This window comes from Desulfocastanea catecholica (assembly GCF_054657295.1).
Window position 1 is genome coordinate 199,912 of sequence record NZ_BAAHYZ010000002.1, and the last position, 16,468, is coordinate 216,379.

The following is a 16,468-nucleotide window of genomic DNA, read 5'->3' on the forward strand; positions in this document are numbered from 1 at the left end:
ATAAAGTTGTGTGTTTTTGCTCTTGGCAGGCGCTTTTCAACGCGGAAAAATGTCATTCAAGAAAGAAGTCAGCGCTGGCCATTAGCCGACCTTTGCCATCCTGCAATTCCACCCGCCAGGCCCCACTCATCGACCGGTTGATAACTTTGCTCGAATAACTGCGCCATCGATTGCTCCCGACGTTGATCGGTATTGTGGCAATCTGGTTACCGCCATGCAGCCAGACATACTTGAACCGGCTCCCCTTTTTACCGAGGACCTCGCTGTACGCCCAGACTGCGGCACTTCCATCCGCAGTGAAACTGATTTCATTCAACTCACCCTGCGGTTCTCTATTCGAAACGGATCCCGCAAGCAGAAAGCGCTTTACCGAAGGCATGAGGATTTCGAGCTTTTTCAATTGGAAAGGGCTGTTTAACGTGTCGACTGTAAGCGTTGTGTCAGCACTGTCCGGGCTTTCTCCCTGGGGTTCCAGCGGTTTGTCTTGAGGAATCTCTACCTGAGGCTGAGAATGCTCTGCTTGTGTGGGGATGGCAGGCTCGGAGTCTTCAAGATCCATTTCGTTAACCAACGCCTTTTCTACTGTTTCCTCGTTGGTATCGTTGGTATGATTTGCGGTCGATAATTGCGCCATTTCTGCTGAAGGCGGCTCGGTTTCCAGGGGTTTGTTTTCAGCAAATTGTTGGGCAGCATTGTCCTCCGCGGGTATGGCCTCATTTAATCGTGGAGGCTGCGTGTCCTGTGAGTTGGAGCCTGAATCGGTTATCTCAGCAACCGCTGGCGGTAATCTGTCTTCCTGAGCATGAGTAATGGACTGAGTATTTTCCTCAATCTCCCGGGGAATCGCTTCTTCCTCTGGTTTCGGTCGCGTATCTTCCACCGCAACCGCTGCCTTAGACAGGGTTTCTGCCATATCAGATTCTTCATTGGCTGAGGTATCAGACCACAAAGAGAGTCCATAACCAGCCAATCCGCCGAGCACCAGCAATACGACGCCGGCGCCAATGATACGACCCCAATGATAGACATAGACATGTTTCCTGGGCTGTTTTCGAGCTCCGTGTATTGTGTTGTAATTTTTCATAATCAGGTCAGTCTTAGTTCAGGTAAACGAATGATAAATGTCGCCGCTGTTCGATCAGATCAGGTGATAAGGAGTCGCTTTCTTCGGGCTCACTAAAAAAGCCTCTTCCAGCGAAGAAACATCCGATCCAATGCATTGAAACTACATGTTCAAGACAGCTTTCGCAATTATTTTTACGCTGAAACCAACAACCGGCATCAGGCCGATGTCATCGCCTTCTTGCACTTGCCGTTGCCAGGAGCCTGTCGGATTATGCCCTTTTCTCCCATCATACAGGCCTTCCCTTCGCAGAAGTGCACCGATTTCGCCGCACCGATTACACCGATCAGGTACAAAAAAACGTCACCGAAAAAATTGCAAAATTCTGCAGGAAGGAGTAACCCACTATCGTTATAAAAGATGGGTCAGGGCAGGCAGGTATTTTATAGAGCTGCCTTAAAAACACATGCGTATCAGCTCCAGCTAAATTCAGCAGTAGAGGAATAGAAATGATGTACTACAAAGAGGCACTGAAATATCACAGGGAACCACGACCGGGTAAAACCGAAGTCGTGCCCACCAAGCCGTTCATAAGCCAGGCTGATTTGAGTCTTGCATATACACCCGGGGTGGCGGCACCTTGCCTGGAGATTGAAAAGGATCCCCAGAAATCGTTTGAATACACCAACAGGGCCAATCTTATTGCGGTTATAACCAATGGCACCGCGGTGCTCGGTCTTGGAGCTATTGGTGCCCTGGCCAGCAAACCGGTTATGGAAGGAAAGGCGGTACTGTTTAAACGGTTTGCCAATATTGATGTGTTTGATCTGGAAATCGATACGACTGACCCGGATGAATTCATCCGTACGGTCAAGCTGTTGGAGCCGACCTTCGGTGGCATTAATCTGGAAGATATTAAAGCCCCCCAGTGTTTTTACATTGAGGAACAGCTGAAAAAGCAGATGACCATTCCCGTTTTCCATGACGACCAGCATGGCACGGCAATCATCTCGGCTGCGGCAATGATCAATGCCGCGGCGCTTACCAAGAGAAAGCTGGAGGAACTGCGCGTGGTCATCAATGGGGCGGGAGCGGCTGCCATCGCTTGCGCCCGGTTGTATGTCCTGCTCGGGGTAATGAGAAAAAACGTGATAATGGTGGATACCAGAGGTGTCATTTACAAAGGTCGGCCTGATGGGATGAATCCGTATAAGGAGGAATTTGCCAATGACACCGACCGTCGAACCTTAGCGGATGCGGTACAGGGGGCGGATATGCTGGTGGGGCTTTCGGCGAAAGGTGCCTTTACCGGAGAACTATTGATGCAGATGAACCCGTCGCCAATCATTTTGGCCCTGGCCAACCCGGATCCGGAGATCGATTATGACGAGGCGAAGGCAGCACGACCTGATGCCATTGTCGCCACCGGACGATCCGATTTTCCCAACCAAGTCAACAATGTTCTTGGTTTTCCGTATATTTTCCGCGGGGCTCTCGATGTTGGAGCGACCTCGATCAACGAGGCCATGAAGGTTGCCGCCGTGCGTGCCTTGTCTGAGCTCGCCAGGGAAGATGTCCCCGATGCGGTGATCCGTGCCTATGGTGACAAACCGATCCGCTTCGGCGCCGAATATATAATCCCGAAACCGTTTGACAGTCGTGTCCTGCTGAAGGTAGTGCCGGCAGTGGCCGAGGCCGCAGTGGAAAGCGGTGTAGCCAGGATCGCCCTGCCCGAGCGTACAATATATGTGAATAAATTGGAGGCTACCCTCGGTCCGGAACGTGAACTCATTCGCAAGATCATCATGCGTGCACAGCAGGATCCCAAACGTATCGTGTTGCCGGAAGGGAGTTTGTCGGTGGTCATCCGCGCGGCCTACCGTACTCTTCACGACGGAATTGCCATGCCGGTGCTGCTGGGGAATGAGGAAAAAATCTCAGCCATCGCCGACAGTCTGCAAATTCCGCTTACGGGCATCGAAATCATCGACCCTGAGCGAAATCCTTACCTGGAATCATTTGCTGAGAAACTTTTTCAATTGCGCCAACGCCGAGGCTGGCCCATGAGAGAAGTACAGCGGCAACTCCGGAACCCCTACGTCTTTGGGGCCATGCTGGTACGTGAAGGGCTGGTGGATGGTCAGGTCCACGGTGTAGCTGATTCCTATCCGAATGCTATCCGTCCAGTGCTCCAGGTCATCGACCGGCGGCCGGGGGTATCCAAAGTTTCCGGTCTTTATCTGATGATCTCGAAAAACCGGACCCTGTTGTTTGCCGATGCCACGGTCAACATCCAGCCCAATGCCGAGGAGCTGGCCGAGATTGCGATCCTGGCCGGTGAAGTGGCGTGCTTCTTCGATATGGAGCCTCGAGTGGCCATGCTCTCCTTCTCCAACTTCGGCAGTGTCCGCCATCCTGAAGTGGACAAGGTGACCGCGGCAATGAATATCGTCAGACGCCGCAGGCCGGACCTGCTCATCGACGGTGAGATGCAGGCGGATACCGCTGTGGTCGATACGATCTTGAACGGACAATTCCCGTTCAACCGGTTGGGGCAGTCGGCAAATGTCCTGATTTTTCCTGATCTGACCTCGGGTAACGTTTCTTACAAGCTGCTTGATCGACTGGGTGGGGCCAAGGCCATTGGACCACTCCTTATGGGCCTAAGCAGACCTTTCAACGTGGTCCAGCGTAACAGCGATATGGAAAATGTCGCCACCATCATCGCCTTTACTGTCGCCCAGGTCAAGAATCAGAAGAATTTGGGAAGTATGGAAGAATAGGCTGGCTTGTGGCTGCAGAATATGCGCAAAGGGAAGGCTTGTTGAATGCACTTGCGTATTACAGGCGCCGCCTCGAGAGATATCTCCGCAGCAGATCCTCGCTGATTCGCTCTACGGCAGTGATAGCAATTGTGAGGATCAAGGAAAGAGAGAATGAAAGCTAACCAGTTTCCCGCCATGGTGCTGGCCATCATACAGACGGCCATTATGCGTGGCGAGAAACGTGGTTAAGGGGATTTCCTCCTGTTTGATAAAACCTTTGCTGGGCAGAGCGCCGCTGGTGACCATCTCAACGACAGCACAGATGGAGGCCGCCGTGGTCCAGGCAATTGCTCGTCTCGCTTTTCCGGCAATGACAATGGGAGGGTAGGCCCTGACGAATTCTTCCCGGGTGAGTTGATCGTGGATCCAGCCCTCGACCGAGGCATGGATATAAACAACATCTTCGCTCACCGGTGGTTTGGCGTTGACCAGCAATTTTCCGGCATTTATCTTATCTTCACGCATCAGCAGTTCATGCAGAAGAAAGTTCATCAAGGCGGCGTGTCCCATATAGCGGATCGATTTGTAGTCGAGGTTCTCGACAAGACCAGCATAGGTCTCACACATGGTGCCGAGTCCTCCCGAGGTGGTGAATGCTTCGAGCTGCACCCCATCGATGACGATCTTCTCCAGCCACTCCAGCGGTGATACCCATTTTCGGACACCACCTTCAATGACTTCACAGTCGTTGAGGTACTCATTGACCACCCCCTCCGGAGACCAGTTGAAGGCATAACCGAGCAGGCCGGTCGGATGTTTCGGCAGGGCGCCGACACGCAGTTTAATGGATCGTATTTTATCAAAGGTACTGGCAAGAGAAGCTCCTGCAATAGCAATAAAGCCGGGGGCAAGACCACATTGCGGAGCCATGACGACAGAAGCCTTGCGACTCAACTCCATTATTTCTCTTGTGGTCTGCACATCCTCGGTAAGATCGAAATAGTGCGTGTCGCATTGTGCCGCAACTCGCGCTACCCCGACATTGAAATGGTAAGGCAGGCAGGAAATTATTGCATCATGATTCTTGAGGGCTTTGCTCAAGTCCGTTTCGCTGGTGACGTCAAGTGCTTCGGCCGGGAATGGAAATGTCTCGGTTACCTTCAGGTCGGCCCCGGTTACTTTGAAGCCGGTCTCATGGAGCAGGAGCGCAACGAGATGTCCGACTTTCCCAAGACCCAGGACCAATACCGAGTTGATCTGGTTATCCATTGATATCTCCAGGGTGATCTCTACAAATCAATCTACCGTTACAGAAAGAGAAGGGGATCCGTCACGCCAAAGACATAAATGGCCAGCAGACCAAGGATACCCACGGCGGTCACATAATAAATTGTGGGAATAATGGTCAGCTGAAGCGTCCGGCCTTCCTGTCCGAGCAGCCCCACTGTGGCCGAGGCGGCAACAACATTGTGAATAGCGACCATGTTGCCCGCCGCAGCACCGATGGCCTGTAAGGCAACCATGATCGCTCCTGAAACACTGAGTGCATTTGCCACTTCGAACTGAAACTGGCTGAGCATCATATTGCTGACGGTGTTGGAGCCGGCGATGAATGCCCCAATCGCGCCGACGGTCGGGGCAAACAGCGGATATATGGAACCAAAGGTTTCGGCAACAAAACTGGCCATGGCCACCGGCATGGAAACCAGCTCAGCACCATTGACCCCGGAATTGATCAGAATACGCACCATCGGGATGGTGAAAATCAGAACAAACCCGGCACCAACAAGCGTTTTCCCGGCTGCTCCCGCGGCAGAAGCAAGCTCAGAAAATTTCATCCTGTGCAGAAAAAGGGTGACAAGACAGACAAAGAGTAAAACACCACCGGGAAGATAGAGAGGTTCTATGGTGGAGCTGATGCCCGTTTCGCCGAGGATGTCTTTCAACCCAAAGGAAAAGCTCAACAGCATGGCCTTGAAATCAACGAAAACCCGGCTGGCGACCAGAATCACGGCAACCAGCAGATACGGCGTCCAGGCCAGGGCAAGAGGAATTTTTCGTTCATCAGCACGTGGCGGTTTCGGAATGATGGTGCCGAACCAGACCTTCGGCCATTCTTCCTGAGGTGCGAAATCCCAGACAGTCTTCGGTACAAGAATACCTTTCCGGGCTGCCGGTACAACAAGAGCCATGCCGACAAGGGCACCGACGAGGGAAGGAAACTCAGGTCCAAGAAAAATGCCGGTAAGGGCGTAAGGCACCGTAAAGGCCAGGCCGGTAAAAAGTGCGAAGGGCGTCATGGCAAACCCCTCTTTCCAACTCTTGTTCCGGCCAAAAAAACGGGTAAGCATGATGACCATCAGCAGCGGCATCAAGGTTCCGACGATGGCATGACCGACAGCCACTTCCGAAGTGATGAGCTGCAGAAAAATCTCCCAGCTCGAACCACCCTCTGTAAGTCGTCGGCCAATTTCTATATGATCGAGCCCATTGGTTACACCTATGAGAATGGGCGTTCCAACGGCTCCGAAGGATACCGGAGTCGACTGGATCATCATGCCGATCATGATCGCACCTAAAGCGGGAAATCCTATGGCGACCAGCAATGGTGCGGCGATGGCGGCAGGCGTTCCGAAACCTGAAGCACCTTCAATAAAACAGCCGAAAAGCCAGGCCAGAATGAGGGTCTGAACGCGCCGGTCCGGACTTATATTCGTGAAACCGGCACGAATTGTTGAAATCGCGCCGGAATTCTGCAGAGTGTTGAGCAGCATGATCGCGCCAAAAATAATCCACAGAACGGAGATCGTGACCAACATGCCTTGAACTGTTGAGGCAAGAACTCTATTGAAACTCATTTCCCAGAAAAACAGGGCAATACCTGCTGCGGTGAGATAAACCACAGGCATGGCCCGTCGGGCAGGCCAGTGGAGACCGACAAGCAGGACGGCCGCTACGATAATTGGTGCTGCTGCTAGTAAAGCTTGTATCGCTGTTGACATGAACTAACCTCCTAACCCCGGTAAACGGAAAATAAGCCGGGTCTCTTTTTAGTATTCCCCTACAACAGGTATCTGTAAGGCATCTAAACTGCTTTCGTTCTACATTTTTTCGCAGTTGTGCTATCTCAAGGCCAGCGACACACATTTATTTCCTTCCATGCAGGCATCGGCTTCAGGGACATCAAAATAATGTATAAGTTCATTTGAATCTTTTTTCAGATCAACCACCCGGGCGTTCTTCTCGGCAACAAAACGTACATCTATATCTATACCGCATTCACTGATTTCCGGATATATTTCTGTTATTTTATCACATAATTGCTCTTTGGTATACATAGTTTCCTCCTTATACATTCATCTGAACTGTCTTGTTTTGATACACCCTTTCGAGATCCCATACGGTCATTACCCTTCTGGGATAAAGCAGCAGTATACATGTATTTTGTGGCCGTACATTAACGGTTACGCCCTGCATGGCATCATTTAATGCTATTTTTCTGAAATTATAATACATGCTACCGGAACATGTAAAAAAAAACATTGGTGCCTTCTCAAGGCGTATTATGTCTGCATTGGTACGATATCTGCTTGACCGGAACTGTGACAGACCCTAAGTGAGGTTTTGCGGGGTTACGTCTTCTCCAGGGGGATAGCAAGTACATTGCCGCGGATAACCCGGGAACCGCGTTGATCCCAAAGCGTGAGCTGACCGGCGAGAAAGCTATCCTGGTCGATTTTAGTTTCCACCTGCTGCGGGCCGAGCACCCGTTTTTCTTTTGGAAATTTATAAGCAATGAATCTGCCATTGCCGTCACACTTCTCGGCAATCCAGCCTATGGATACCTGTAGGCCGTCAAACTTCCAGCCATAGAAATTTTCGCCAGAGATTTTTCAACACTACCCCGCCTTCCCCGAGATACCGAATGGCGGCATTTCCCTCTCCACTGGGGTAGTCAAATTCTTCTTCTGTGGTGTTTACCAATGCCGGACTTTTCCGGACTTTTGGTGAGTTCGCCATAATAAAGCTCCGGTCGCAGGACTTTGACTGTGTCAAATCTGCTCTTGGGCGGAATACTATAAACCTCTTCTTGATTGGATGAAGCACTAGGTTCGTAGGTCTGAATATTCGCAATTCTCAGACCAATTTGAACCAAGAGGGGGTAGCGAACTGAATTGACAAATGGCATACACATAAATGGCACGCATCCTGCTTCTTATAATTCAAAATACCACCACAAAGACTCTCATCTTCAAATGCACTCTTTTCACTGATCAAAGGAGGACAGCGTAATGAAAAAGAATGTTGGCGGTATCGACAGGCAATTGCGGTTTTTTTTTGGGGCTTTTTTACTTCTTATGGTTATTTTGGCACCCCTTGATCCGATCTGGAGGATTGTCATGCTAGTAATGGCGATTATTGCATTTTTCACCGCAATGACAAGATATTGACCCCTGTGGAAGGTGCTCGGGATCAGCACCGGAAAAGATACTTCCGAAAAGCAGCCATGAAAGCAACCATGAGTGGTCAAGGACGGTAATCGATTAACTCTCAGCGTCTCGTGCGGCAGGACAACTGTCCGATTTCGGTGTATTGCCTGGACGGAAGTCAAAGAATAAAAACAAACAAAGAGGAGTTTGAACATGCCTGCTATTTCTTCTATTGATTGGCAAACCAGCGTAGGATATTCCATTGATTCCGCTCAACTAGCAAATAAGCCCATTCTCTTGGATTTTTACAATCCTGAATGAATAGGCTGTCAACAGATGGGTGCGGTTACGTACCCGACGAAAGATGTCGTCAATCTTGTTAATAACTATTTGATTCCATTGCGGATCAATATAAAAGATGATCCGATCCTTGATGATTACCACCAGATATGGACACCTACTATCATTGTACTTGACTTCAATGGCAAAGAAATCCAGCGAACGATCGGTTTTTTGGAACCGGACGAGTTTATTCCCATGATCCAGCTGGGAATAGCCAAAGTACGTTTGGGTGCAAAGGAATATGACACTGCAATGATTTCCCTGAAAAGCATTATCGAGACGTATCCAGAAAGCGAAGCGGCTCCGGAGGCCGTATACTTCCGCGGTGTAACCTTATATAAACAAGAGCAAAATCCAGGAAAGCTCAAAGAGGCTTACGAAAAACTACTGAGCAACTATCCCGACAGTGCATGGACCAAACGGGCACAACCATACCGGCTGCTGTAAAATTGCAAGGTACTTAATACCCGCAAAGCACAGGCAGTAAAAAGAGTCCCGGCTTATTTCCCGTTCACCGGGGTTAGTGTGCACCGGTCCTTGAATGAGGGCGGCATAAGCGGGCTACTATCTGACAAGTAATGAGAAAACGTGCGGAACTAACGATTATTTTAGAGGGAGAACATTCTCTGCTCGTCGGCCTTGCCCTTGCTCTGATCATTCAGTCGGCAGTCTCACTCATTCAGCCATGGCCTTTAAAGATCATCTTTGATTATATCATCCTCAACAAACCTGTGCCTGAAGCAATCAAAGAAATGTCAGGCACATATTGGCAACCGATATCTCAATATCTGTTAATTATCATGGTATTTGCTTTAATTGCCATGGCATGTGTAAATGGCATCTGCATGTATATGCAAGATATCACCATGATCAAGCTTACCCAGGTTGTTGTCCAGAAACTGCGTATCAGACTCTTTGCCCATATCTTGGACCTGCCGGTGACGCATTTCTACCGAACCGAACCCGGTGAAGTTATCGAGCATATAACTACCGATGCCGATGATACAAAAAAACTGGTTGAAGGTATCTGTGTACTTGCATGTCGAAGTTTTCCCACCTTTATCGGCATTGCCGCAATCATGATTTTGGTTGATTGGCAGCTGGCCCTCATCACGCTCAGTATAGCTCCGGTTCTGGTCTGGGCTACCTACTTTTTCGGTGTACGTATAAAACGTGTCACACGGGAAAGACGCCGACACGAAGCAGATATTTCTTCGCTGACCGAAGTGGCCACTAAAACCCACAAGTGGATCAAATTGCTGGGTCTGGAAGAAAATGAAATCGAACGTATGGAAAAAACCAGCCTTCTCAGTCGGACAGCAGCCGTCGAGGCCGGTAGCTGGCAGGGATATTATACTTCTCTGACCAATATTGTCCTGGCCGTCGGAAGCGCCATACTCATCCTGTTCGGGGTCATGAGCATTAAAGACGGCCGCATTACACCCGGTGAACTGCTGGTGTTTATGAGCTATTTGAGAAGCAGCTACAAACCGATCCGTGAATTCACCAAATATTTCCCCAAAATAACCAAGGCGATGGCCTGCAATGAGCGTATCGAAAAAATCATGGCCATTACTCCCTGCGACCTAGGGGTCTGTGATAAACCTGATGCCCAGCCGATGGGTGTATTTACGGAAAAAATCGAATTTGACCATGTTTCTTTCGGGTACGACGACAATTTAATAGTGCAGGATCTTACTTTTATCGTTCAAAAAGGCCAAAAGATCGGTCTGGTCGGCAACTCAGGATCCGGCAAATCGACACTTTTAAACCTGCTCCCTCGCTTCTACGATATCCATCATGGAGTAATTCGCATTGACGGCAAGGATATTCGAGAGCTTAGCCTTGATTCATTAAGAGAACAGATTGTCATGGTCACTCAGGACGCGGTTCTTTTCCATACCACGGTCCGGGAAAATATTTCCGTAGGAAGACCGGATGAGGTTTTAAATCAACAGCAGATTGAGGATGCAGCCCGGAAAGCCAACGCACACGATTTCATCCTGGAGCTTCCCAAAGGTTACGATACTGTTCTCAGATCCAGTAAAACCAAACTCTCAGGCGGACAGGTGAAACGCATCCTCATCGCACGGGCTTTTCTCAGGGATGCCGCTATCGTTCTCCTTGATGAACCTACCGGCAGCCTTGACCCCGCCTCCGAAAGTCTCGTTATGGAGGCTTTCGATCGTCTGTCTGAAAACCGGACCTTAATCGTTGCTTCCCATCAGCTCAAAGTAGTGGCTAACGCCGACACCATTCTGGTACTCTCGGATGGTCGATTGGCCGAGCAGGGGACGCATGACGAACTCCTTGCGCAAAATGGCATTTATGCTGCCTTCTGGCATGAACAGATGGCTGTTTAAGAAATTTGCAGCAGCGACGGCGAGGAAGCGTCTTTTACGATGACAATTCCATTTGTCTCAGCCTGAGGGCATTACCGATTACGGAGACGGAAGAAAAGCTCATGGCGGCCGCAGCGATGATGGGTGAGAGCAAAATACCAAAGAACGGGTACAGTACCCCGGCTCCCACCGGCACCCCAAGTGAATTGTAGATAAAGGCGAAAAAAAGGTTCTGCTTAATATTCTTCATTGTTGCATTGGACAGTTTTATAGCTCGAACGATACCGGTGAGATCGCCCTTGACCAGAGTAACCCCGGCCGACTCCATTGCTACATCTGTCCCGGTACCCATGGCGATACCGACGTGTGCCTGTGCCAGAGCAGGTGCATCGTTGATACCGTCTCCCGCCATGGCAACCATCCGGCCGTCCTCTTGGTACTTTTTTATCACCGCCGCTTTTTCGTCCGGCAGAACTTCCGCCACCACCTCATCGATATTCAATTTACCGGCAACCGCCTCGGCGGTGGCACGATTATCTCCGGTCAACATAACAAGCCGCAATCCTTCCTTATGAAGTTGTTCAATGGCGGAAGGGGTGTTTTCCTTAATTGGGTCGGAAACTGCCAGCAGGCCGGAAAATTTGCCGTCGACGCCAACGCACATCACAGTACGGCCATCCATTCGCATCTCTTTTGCCCTCTCGCTGTGCGATGAAGTATCAATATTGAACTCATCCATTAACTTCAGGTTGCCCAGTAACACTTTCACTCCCTCGATTGTCCCGGAAACTCCTTTTCCTGTATGAGATTCAAATTCGTCTACTTCTGCGGTTTTGATCTGCCGTTCACCTGCTTGAGCGACAATCGCCGCCGCCAGGGGATGTTCGCTTACCGTTTCCAGGCTTGCGGCAAAAAACAGCAGTTTTTCCTCGGACATGTCATTTGCAGTTACCACATCGGTCAGTTGCGGTTGGCCAAGGGTTAAAGTACCGGTTTTATCTATCACCAGAGTGTCAATTTTACGCATCGTCTCAATTGCTTCGGCGTTTTTAAAGAGTACTCCCATGCTTGCTCCCTTTCCGGTAGCTACCATAATTGACATGGGAGTGGCGAGTCCAAGAGCACATGGACAGGCAACAATCAAAACAGATACCGCTACAATCAGGGAGTAGGCTAGCCTTGGTTCAGGACCGACAGAATACCAGACAACGAAAGCGATTAAGGATGAGGCAATAACGGCAGGAACAAAATAACCGGCGACCACATCAACCAGTTTCTGGATTGGGGCGCGACTTCGCTGAGCCTCGGCAACCATTTGGACGATCTGAGCCAGAACGGTGTCGCTGCCGACTTTCTCGGCCCGAATGGTCAAGGTCCCGGAACCATTGACGGTGGCGCCGATAATCTTGTCGTCCTTTTGCTTTTTGATGGGAACCGGTTCGCCGGAAATCATCGATTCATCCACTGAACTTGAACCGTTCGTCACGACACCATCGACCGGTACTTTTTCTCCCGGACGTATTCTGAGCAGATCGCCAACCTGGACATCTTCAAGCGCTATATCCGTCTCCTGGCCATTTTCGTCAATTTTTCGTGCGGTCTTGGGGGCAAGTCCGAGAAGGGCTTTAATGGCGGCACCCGTTTGTCCGCGAGCTTTGAGTTCCAGGACCTGGCCAAACAGAACGAGGGTCACGATAACTGCCGCCGCCTCAAAATAGACACCGACGGCGCCATCCGGTCCGCGCATGGCAGCGGGAAAAATATCTGGAAAAAAGACGGCAACAAGGCTGTACAGATAGGCCACGGAAACTCCAAGACCGATGAGAGTAAACATGTTGAGACTTTTCTTTTGCAACGATTGTACTGCACGGACCATGAAGACAAATCCTGCCCAGAGCACCACAGGTGTCGCCAGAATAAACTCAATCCAGCCAAGAGTCCTCGTTGAAGCCAGATTTTCAATGAGATGGCCGCCGGGAATCATATCGCGCATGGCGATTATGGCCAGGGGTATGGTAAAGATCGCTCCAAAAATAAAACGCTTACGCATGTCATCATGCTCTTGATTTTCCTCATCATCTTCCAGTTGTAAGATCATCGGCTCAAGAGCCATGCCGCATTTCGGGCAGGATCCGGGACCGTCCTCGATAATTTCCGGGTGCATAGGACAGGTATACTGCCCGGTGCTCTTTTTCATTTCCATACTACCTCCATCTTTCGATTAAGTTGGCTCATAGAAAGAATCAGAGCAAAAAACATGCCGGTTCAAAGTCACCCTTTAAACGTGGCAAAGGAGTTGGTTTACAGGATTCTGCAGATAATCAATATAATTTTTCCAGTTTTACAGGACCGTTTCTGATCAGAAAGGACGAACAGGTTGTTTGAAGGATTTTTTCATGCACTAAGGCACAACGTAAAAGGCGACACCGCGGCCATTACCAGAGATAATACGTGCCATGAATAAATCGTCACAAAAAAAATTGGTGTTCCTCTGAACTTATCGCATGGAATTTGCAATTAAAAATTTATGGCGACAGATCAGAAAACCATTAAACAGAGAGCTTATGCTTCCAGGTTCTTTTTTGTAGTCATCGCAGTGCAGCTGGTGCTGCTTTTGGCGGGGGGCTGTTCCGATGAGCGATCATCCACGACTCCGACACTGAACTGGTATGTCTTCGATGAGCCGTCAGGCGCCTTTGTCGAGGCCGCCCGCACCTGCTCCCGGCAATCCGCCGGGCAATACATCATTGCGTTGATACCACTGCCTACCGATGCCGATCAACAGCGAGAGCAGCTGGTGAGACGGTTGGCCGCCCGCGATTCCGACATCGACATACTGGGCATGGATGTCATCTGGACGGCGGAATTCGCCGCTGCCGGATGGATAGAAACGTGGCCGGCGGATTTGGCTGACAGGGTTACAAAAGGACGACTGGACAGTGCGGTGGAGAGTGCCACCTATGATGGGCATCTCCAGGCCGCGCCGTTCACCACCAATACTCAGCTCCTCTGGTACCGGACCGATCGGATTACCTCCCCGCCCAAGACCTGGTCGGAAACGATTGCGATGGCCGAAGCTCTTGGGGAAAAAGGCATAATTCAGGTTCAGGGAGAGAGGTATGAAGGGCTGACGGTATTTTTCAACTCATTGCTGGCTTCAGCGGGAGGTTCTATTCTCGCCGGAGATAAAGTGCTGCCGGACGATGTCGCAACCCGCAAGGCCCTTGGCGTGATGCAGCGCCTTGCCTTATCTCCGGCAGCACCGGCATCCCTGGCCACTCATCGTGAAGATCAATGCCGGCTTGCTTTTGAGGCCGGAGACTCCAGTTTCATGGTCAACTATACCTTTGTCTGGCCCAGTGCCGGACAGAATGCCCCGGACGTCGCCAAACACATGGGCTGGGCTCGCTGGCCCGCCGTCTCGCCGGACAAGCCAAGCCGGGTTACCATAGGCGGTATCAACCTCGGTATTGGCGCCTATACCAGACATCCCCAGGCGGCCTTTGCCGCGGCCTCCTGTCTGGTTTCGGAAAGTAATCAGCGGCTGGCGGCGGCAAAAGGAGGACTTCCCCCGACAATCATCGCACTCTATCAAGACAGCAAGGTTCGCGCGACCTTTCCCTTTGCCGATATTCTCCTGGAAACCCTCAAAAGCGGGGTGCAACGCCCGCAGACTCCGCTCTACAACGATATTTCCCTGGCTATCAGCCATACCCTGCATCCGATGCGTTCCATCGATCCCCTAGAAGACGTACGCCGGTTGCGGGAAAAAATAGATCGAGCCCTACGTTCGGAAGGATTGCTATGAAATCACCCCGGCTAGACGACCAGAAGCTCGGATGGCTTCTCTGTAGTCCGGCTTTAATTGCCATGACCGCAGTAACCGCCTATCCCATTCTCTACGCCTTCCAGCTCAGCCTGTTCCGTTATGATCTCCGTTTTCCTGACAGTCGAAGCTACATCGGCCTAGATAACTATCTGTCTGTTCTCAGTTCTCCCATCTGGTGGGAAGGACTGCTCAATACCGTTATTATCACTGTCTGTTCGGTCAGTGTCGAGCTGTTGCTGGGAATGGTTTTTGCTCTGGTGATGCACCGGGCAATTATTGGCCGCAGGCTGGTACGGGCCTCGATTCTCATTCCCTATGGCATCATTACCGTGGTGGCTGCGTTAATCTGGAAATTCGCTTTTATGCCAACCACCGGCTTCGTCAATAGTCTGACTGGTCTGGAACTCTCCTGGTTCAGTGGACGCTGGAGCGCTTTTCTGGTCATAATTCTCACGGAAATATGGAAGACCACACCTTTTATGTCTCTTTTACTGCTGGCCGGTCTCACCCTGGTGCCGGAAGACCTGCTGCGAGCGGCACGGGTGGACGGTGCATCGGCTTGGCAGCGATTTACCCTGATAATCCTGCCGATCATGAAACCGACCATTGCGGTCGCCTTACTTTTTCGGACACTTGATGCTTTTCGTATTTTCGATTCAGTCTATGTTCAGACCAGAGGGGCACAACACACCGAAACTGTTTCCATTATCGGCTACCATGCCTTAATCTCCCGACTCAATCTGGGCCTTGGTTCGGCAGTATCGATTCTTATCTTTTTCTGTGTTCTGCTGATTGCCGCGGGGTATCTGCGTGGTTTCGGCATTGCCGGCACCCTGACCGGCGAGGAGGAGCCGTGAACAGTATTATAAACCGTATCGACCGTCTCTGCTGGATTGCCGGCAGTCTCCTGGCGGTGTGCTATGCCCTTATCCCTCTCTTCTGGATCCTGTCACTTTCCCTGAAATACCCGGCCGACCTGGGCGATAATCGTTTCTGGCCACAACGTATCACCTTCGAACACTACCGGGCTATTTTCACTGACGCGCAGTTTCCCGCCGCCCTGTGGAACTCGCTGGGGATAGCCCTTATCGGGACGCTCCTGGCTATCCTGATTGCAATGTTTGCCGCCTATGCCGTGGTCAGGATTAAATTCGCAGGACGCAGACTGTTTATGGCGTTTGCCTTATCCATCGCCATGTTTCCACCGGTATCCATTGTCGGGCCGTTGTTCAATATGTGGCGTTTCATTGGTCTCTATGATACCTGGGCGGGTCTTATCCTACCCTATATGACCCTGACTTTGCCGCTGGCAATCTGGACCCTTGCCGCCTTCTTCCGCGAGATTCCCTGGGACTTGGACAAGGCCGCCCGGGTTGACGGCGCGACCCCATTCCAGGCTTTTCGAATGGTCATTGCCCCACTGGCCGCACCGGGCGTCTTCAGTGCCGCCATTCTTGTTTTTATTTTTGCCTGGAATGATTTTCTGTTTGCAATTTCACTCACCTCCACCAATGCGGCGCGAACCGTTCCTGCGGCCATCGCTTTTTTCACCGGCAGCTCCCGTTTCGAACAACCGACAGGTTCCATTGCCGCCGCTGCGGTTGTTGTTACCGTGCCACTTATTATTATGGTCCTGGCTTTTCAGCGTCGTATTGTCGCGGGACTGACCGCCGGGGCTGTTAAGGGATGATTTACGA

The 16,468-nt window shown here is 50.8% G+C and carries 14 protein-coding genes; 7 read left to right on the forward strand and 7 right to left on the reverse strand.

The features are described from left to right. Positions 1–52: 52 nt before the first annotated feature. Positions 53–1,084, reverse strand: a complete 1,032-nt coding sequence (locus ACYQ8U_RS02585; RefSeq protein ID WP_459943948.1) for a DUF2914 domain-containing protein — start codon at positions 1,082–1,084, stop codon at positions 53–55. A 488-nt stretch (positions 1,085–1,572) separates the two neighbouring features. Here ACYQ8U_RS02585 and ACYQ8U_RS02590 point away from each other — a divergent pair, with 488 nt between their 5' ends. Continuing rightward, the gene (locus ACYQ8U_RS02590) at positions 1,573–3,846 is read left to right on the forward strand and encodes an NADP-dependent malic enzyme (protein ID WP_459943949.1); all 2,274 of its coding nucleotides are present in this window, start codon (positions 1,573–1,575) and stop codon (positions 3,844–3,846) included. Positions 3,847–3,984: 138 nt separating this feature from the next. Here ACYQ8U_RS02590 and ACYQ8U_RS02595 read toward each other — a convergent pair whose 3' ends face one another. The 5 genes from ACYQ8U_RS02595 to ACYQ8U_RS02615 form a co-directional block, all read right to left on the reverse strand. Continuing rightward, on the reverse strand, positions 3,985–5,097 hold the full coding sequence (locus tag ACYQ8U_RS02595) for a saccharopine dehydrogenase family protein (RefSeq protein ID WP_459943950.1): 1,113 nt from the start codon (positions 5,095–5,097) through the stop codon (positions 3,985–3,987). A 38-nt stretch (positions 5,098–5,135) separates the two neighbouring features. Beyond that, on the reverse strand, positions 5,136–6,830 hold the full coding sequence (locus tag ACYQ8U_RS02600; RefSeq protein ID WP_459943951.1) for an L-lactate permease: 1,695 nt from the start codon (positions 6,828–6,830) through the stop codon (positions 5,136–5,138). 120 nt (positions 6,831–6,950) lie between these two features. Beyond that, on the reverse strand, positions 6,951–7,166 hold the full coding sequence (locus tag ACYQ8U_RS02605; RefSeq protein WP_459943952.1) for a hypothetical protein: 216 nt from the start codon (positions 7,164–7,166) through the stop codon (positions 6,951–6,953). Positions 7,167–7,460: 294 nt separating this feature from the next. After that, positions 7,461–7,718, reverse strand: a complete 258-nt coding sequence (locus ACYQ8U_RS02610; RefSeq protein ID WP_459944095.1) for a UPF0182 family protein — start codon at positions 7,716–7,718, stop codon at positions 7,461–7,463. Continuing rightward, the gene (locus ACYQ8U_RS02615) at positions 7,684–7,848 is read right to left on the reverse strand and encodes a UPF0182 family protein (protein WP_459943953.1); all 165 of its coding nucleotides are present in this window, start codon (positions 7,846–7,848) and stop codon (positions 7,684–7,686) included. Before ACYQ8U_RS02615 ends, ACYQ8U_RS02610 begins: the two co-directional genes overlap by 35 nt. 272 nt (positions 7,849–8,120) lie before the next feature. Here ACYQ8U_RS02615 and ACYQ8U_RS02620 point away from each other — a divergent pair, with 272 nt between their 5' ends. The 3 genes from ACYQ8U_RS02620 to ACYQ8U_RS02630 all read left to right on the forward strand — a co-directional run bounded on the left by ACYQ8U_RS02620 (position 8,121) and on the right by ACYQ8U_RS02630 (position 10,963). Beyond that, positions 8,121–8,279, forward strand: a complete 159-nt coding sequence (locus ACYQ8U_RS02620; RefSeq protein ID WP_459943954.1) for a YgaP family membrane protein — start codon at positions 8,121–8,123, stop codon at positions 8,277–8,279. A 315-nt stretch (positions 8,280–8,594) separates the two neighbouring features. Beyond that, a complete protein-coding gene (locus ACYQ8U_RS02625) occupies positions 8,595–9,047 on the forward strand; it encodes a tetratricopeptide repeat protein (RefSeq protein WP_459943955.1) in 453 nt (150 codons plus the stop codon). 131 nt (positions 9,048–9,178) lie between these two features. Beyond that, positions 9,179–10,963 carry an ABC transporter ATP-binding protein gene (locus ACYQ8U_RS02630; protein WP_459943956.1) on the forward strand — a complete coding sequence of 595 codons (1,785 nt, stop codon included), beginning with the start codon at positions 9,179–9,181 and terminating at the stop codon, positions 10,961–10,963. A gap of 34 nt (positions 10,964–10,997) precedes the next feature. Here the strand turns inward: ACYQ8U_RS02630 and ACYQ8U_RS02635 are convergent, their stop codons facing one another. Then, on the reverse strand, positions 10,998–13,145 hold the full coding sequence (locus tag ACYQ8U_RS02635) for a copper-transporting P-type ATPase (RefSeq protein WP_459943957.1): 2,148 nt from the start codon (positions 13,143–13,145) through the stop codon (positions 10,998–11,000). A 324-nt stretch (positions 13,146–13,469) separates the two neighbouring features. On the opposite strand from ACYQ8U_RS02635, the gene ACYQ8U_RS02640 reads away from it, so the two are divergent. From ACYQ8U_RS02640 to ACYQ8U_RS02650, 3 genes are read left to right on the forward strand one after another with little or no spacing between them, the layout of a single operon-like run. After that, positions 13,470–14,750 (forward strand): ABC transporter substrate-binding protein, encoded by a 1,281-nt coding sequence (locus ACYQ8U_RS02640; RefSeq protein ID WP_459943958.1) that lies wholly within the window; start codon positions 13,470–13,472, stop codon positions 14,748–14,750. Further along, complete coding sequence (locus tag ACYQ8U_RS02645) at positions 14,747–15,628, forward strand: carbohydrate ABC transporter permease (RefSeq protein WP_459943959.1); 882 nt, start codon at positions 14,747–14,749, stop codon at positions 15,626–15,628. Before ACYQ8U_RS02640 ends, ACYQ8U_RS02645 begins: the two co-directional genes overlap by 4 nt. Beyond that, positions 15,625–16,461, forward strand: coding sequence for a carbohydrate ABC transporter permease (locus tag ACYQ8U_RS02650; protein WP_459943960.1), 837 nt, complete (start codon positions 15,625–15,627; stop codon positions 16,459–16,461). The genes ACYQ8U_RS02645 and ACYQ8U_RS02650 overlap by 4 nt, the downstream gene beginning before the upstream one ends. The last annotated feature ends 7 nt before the right edge of the window (positions 16,462–16,468 follow it).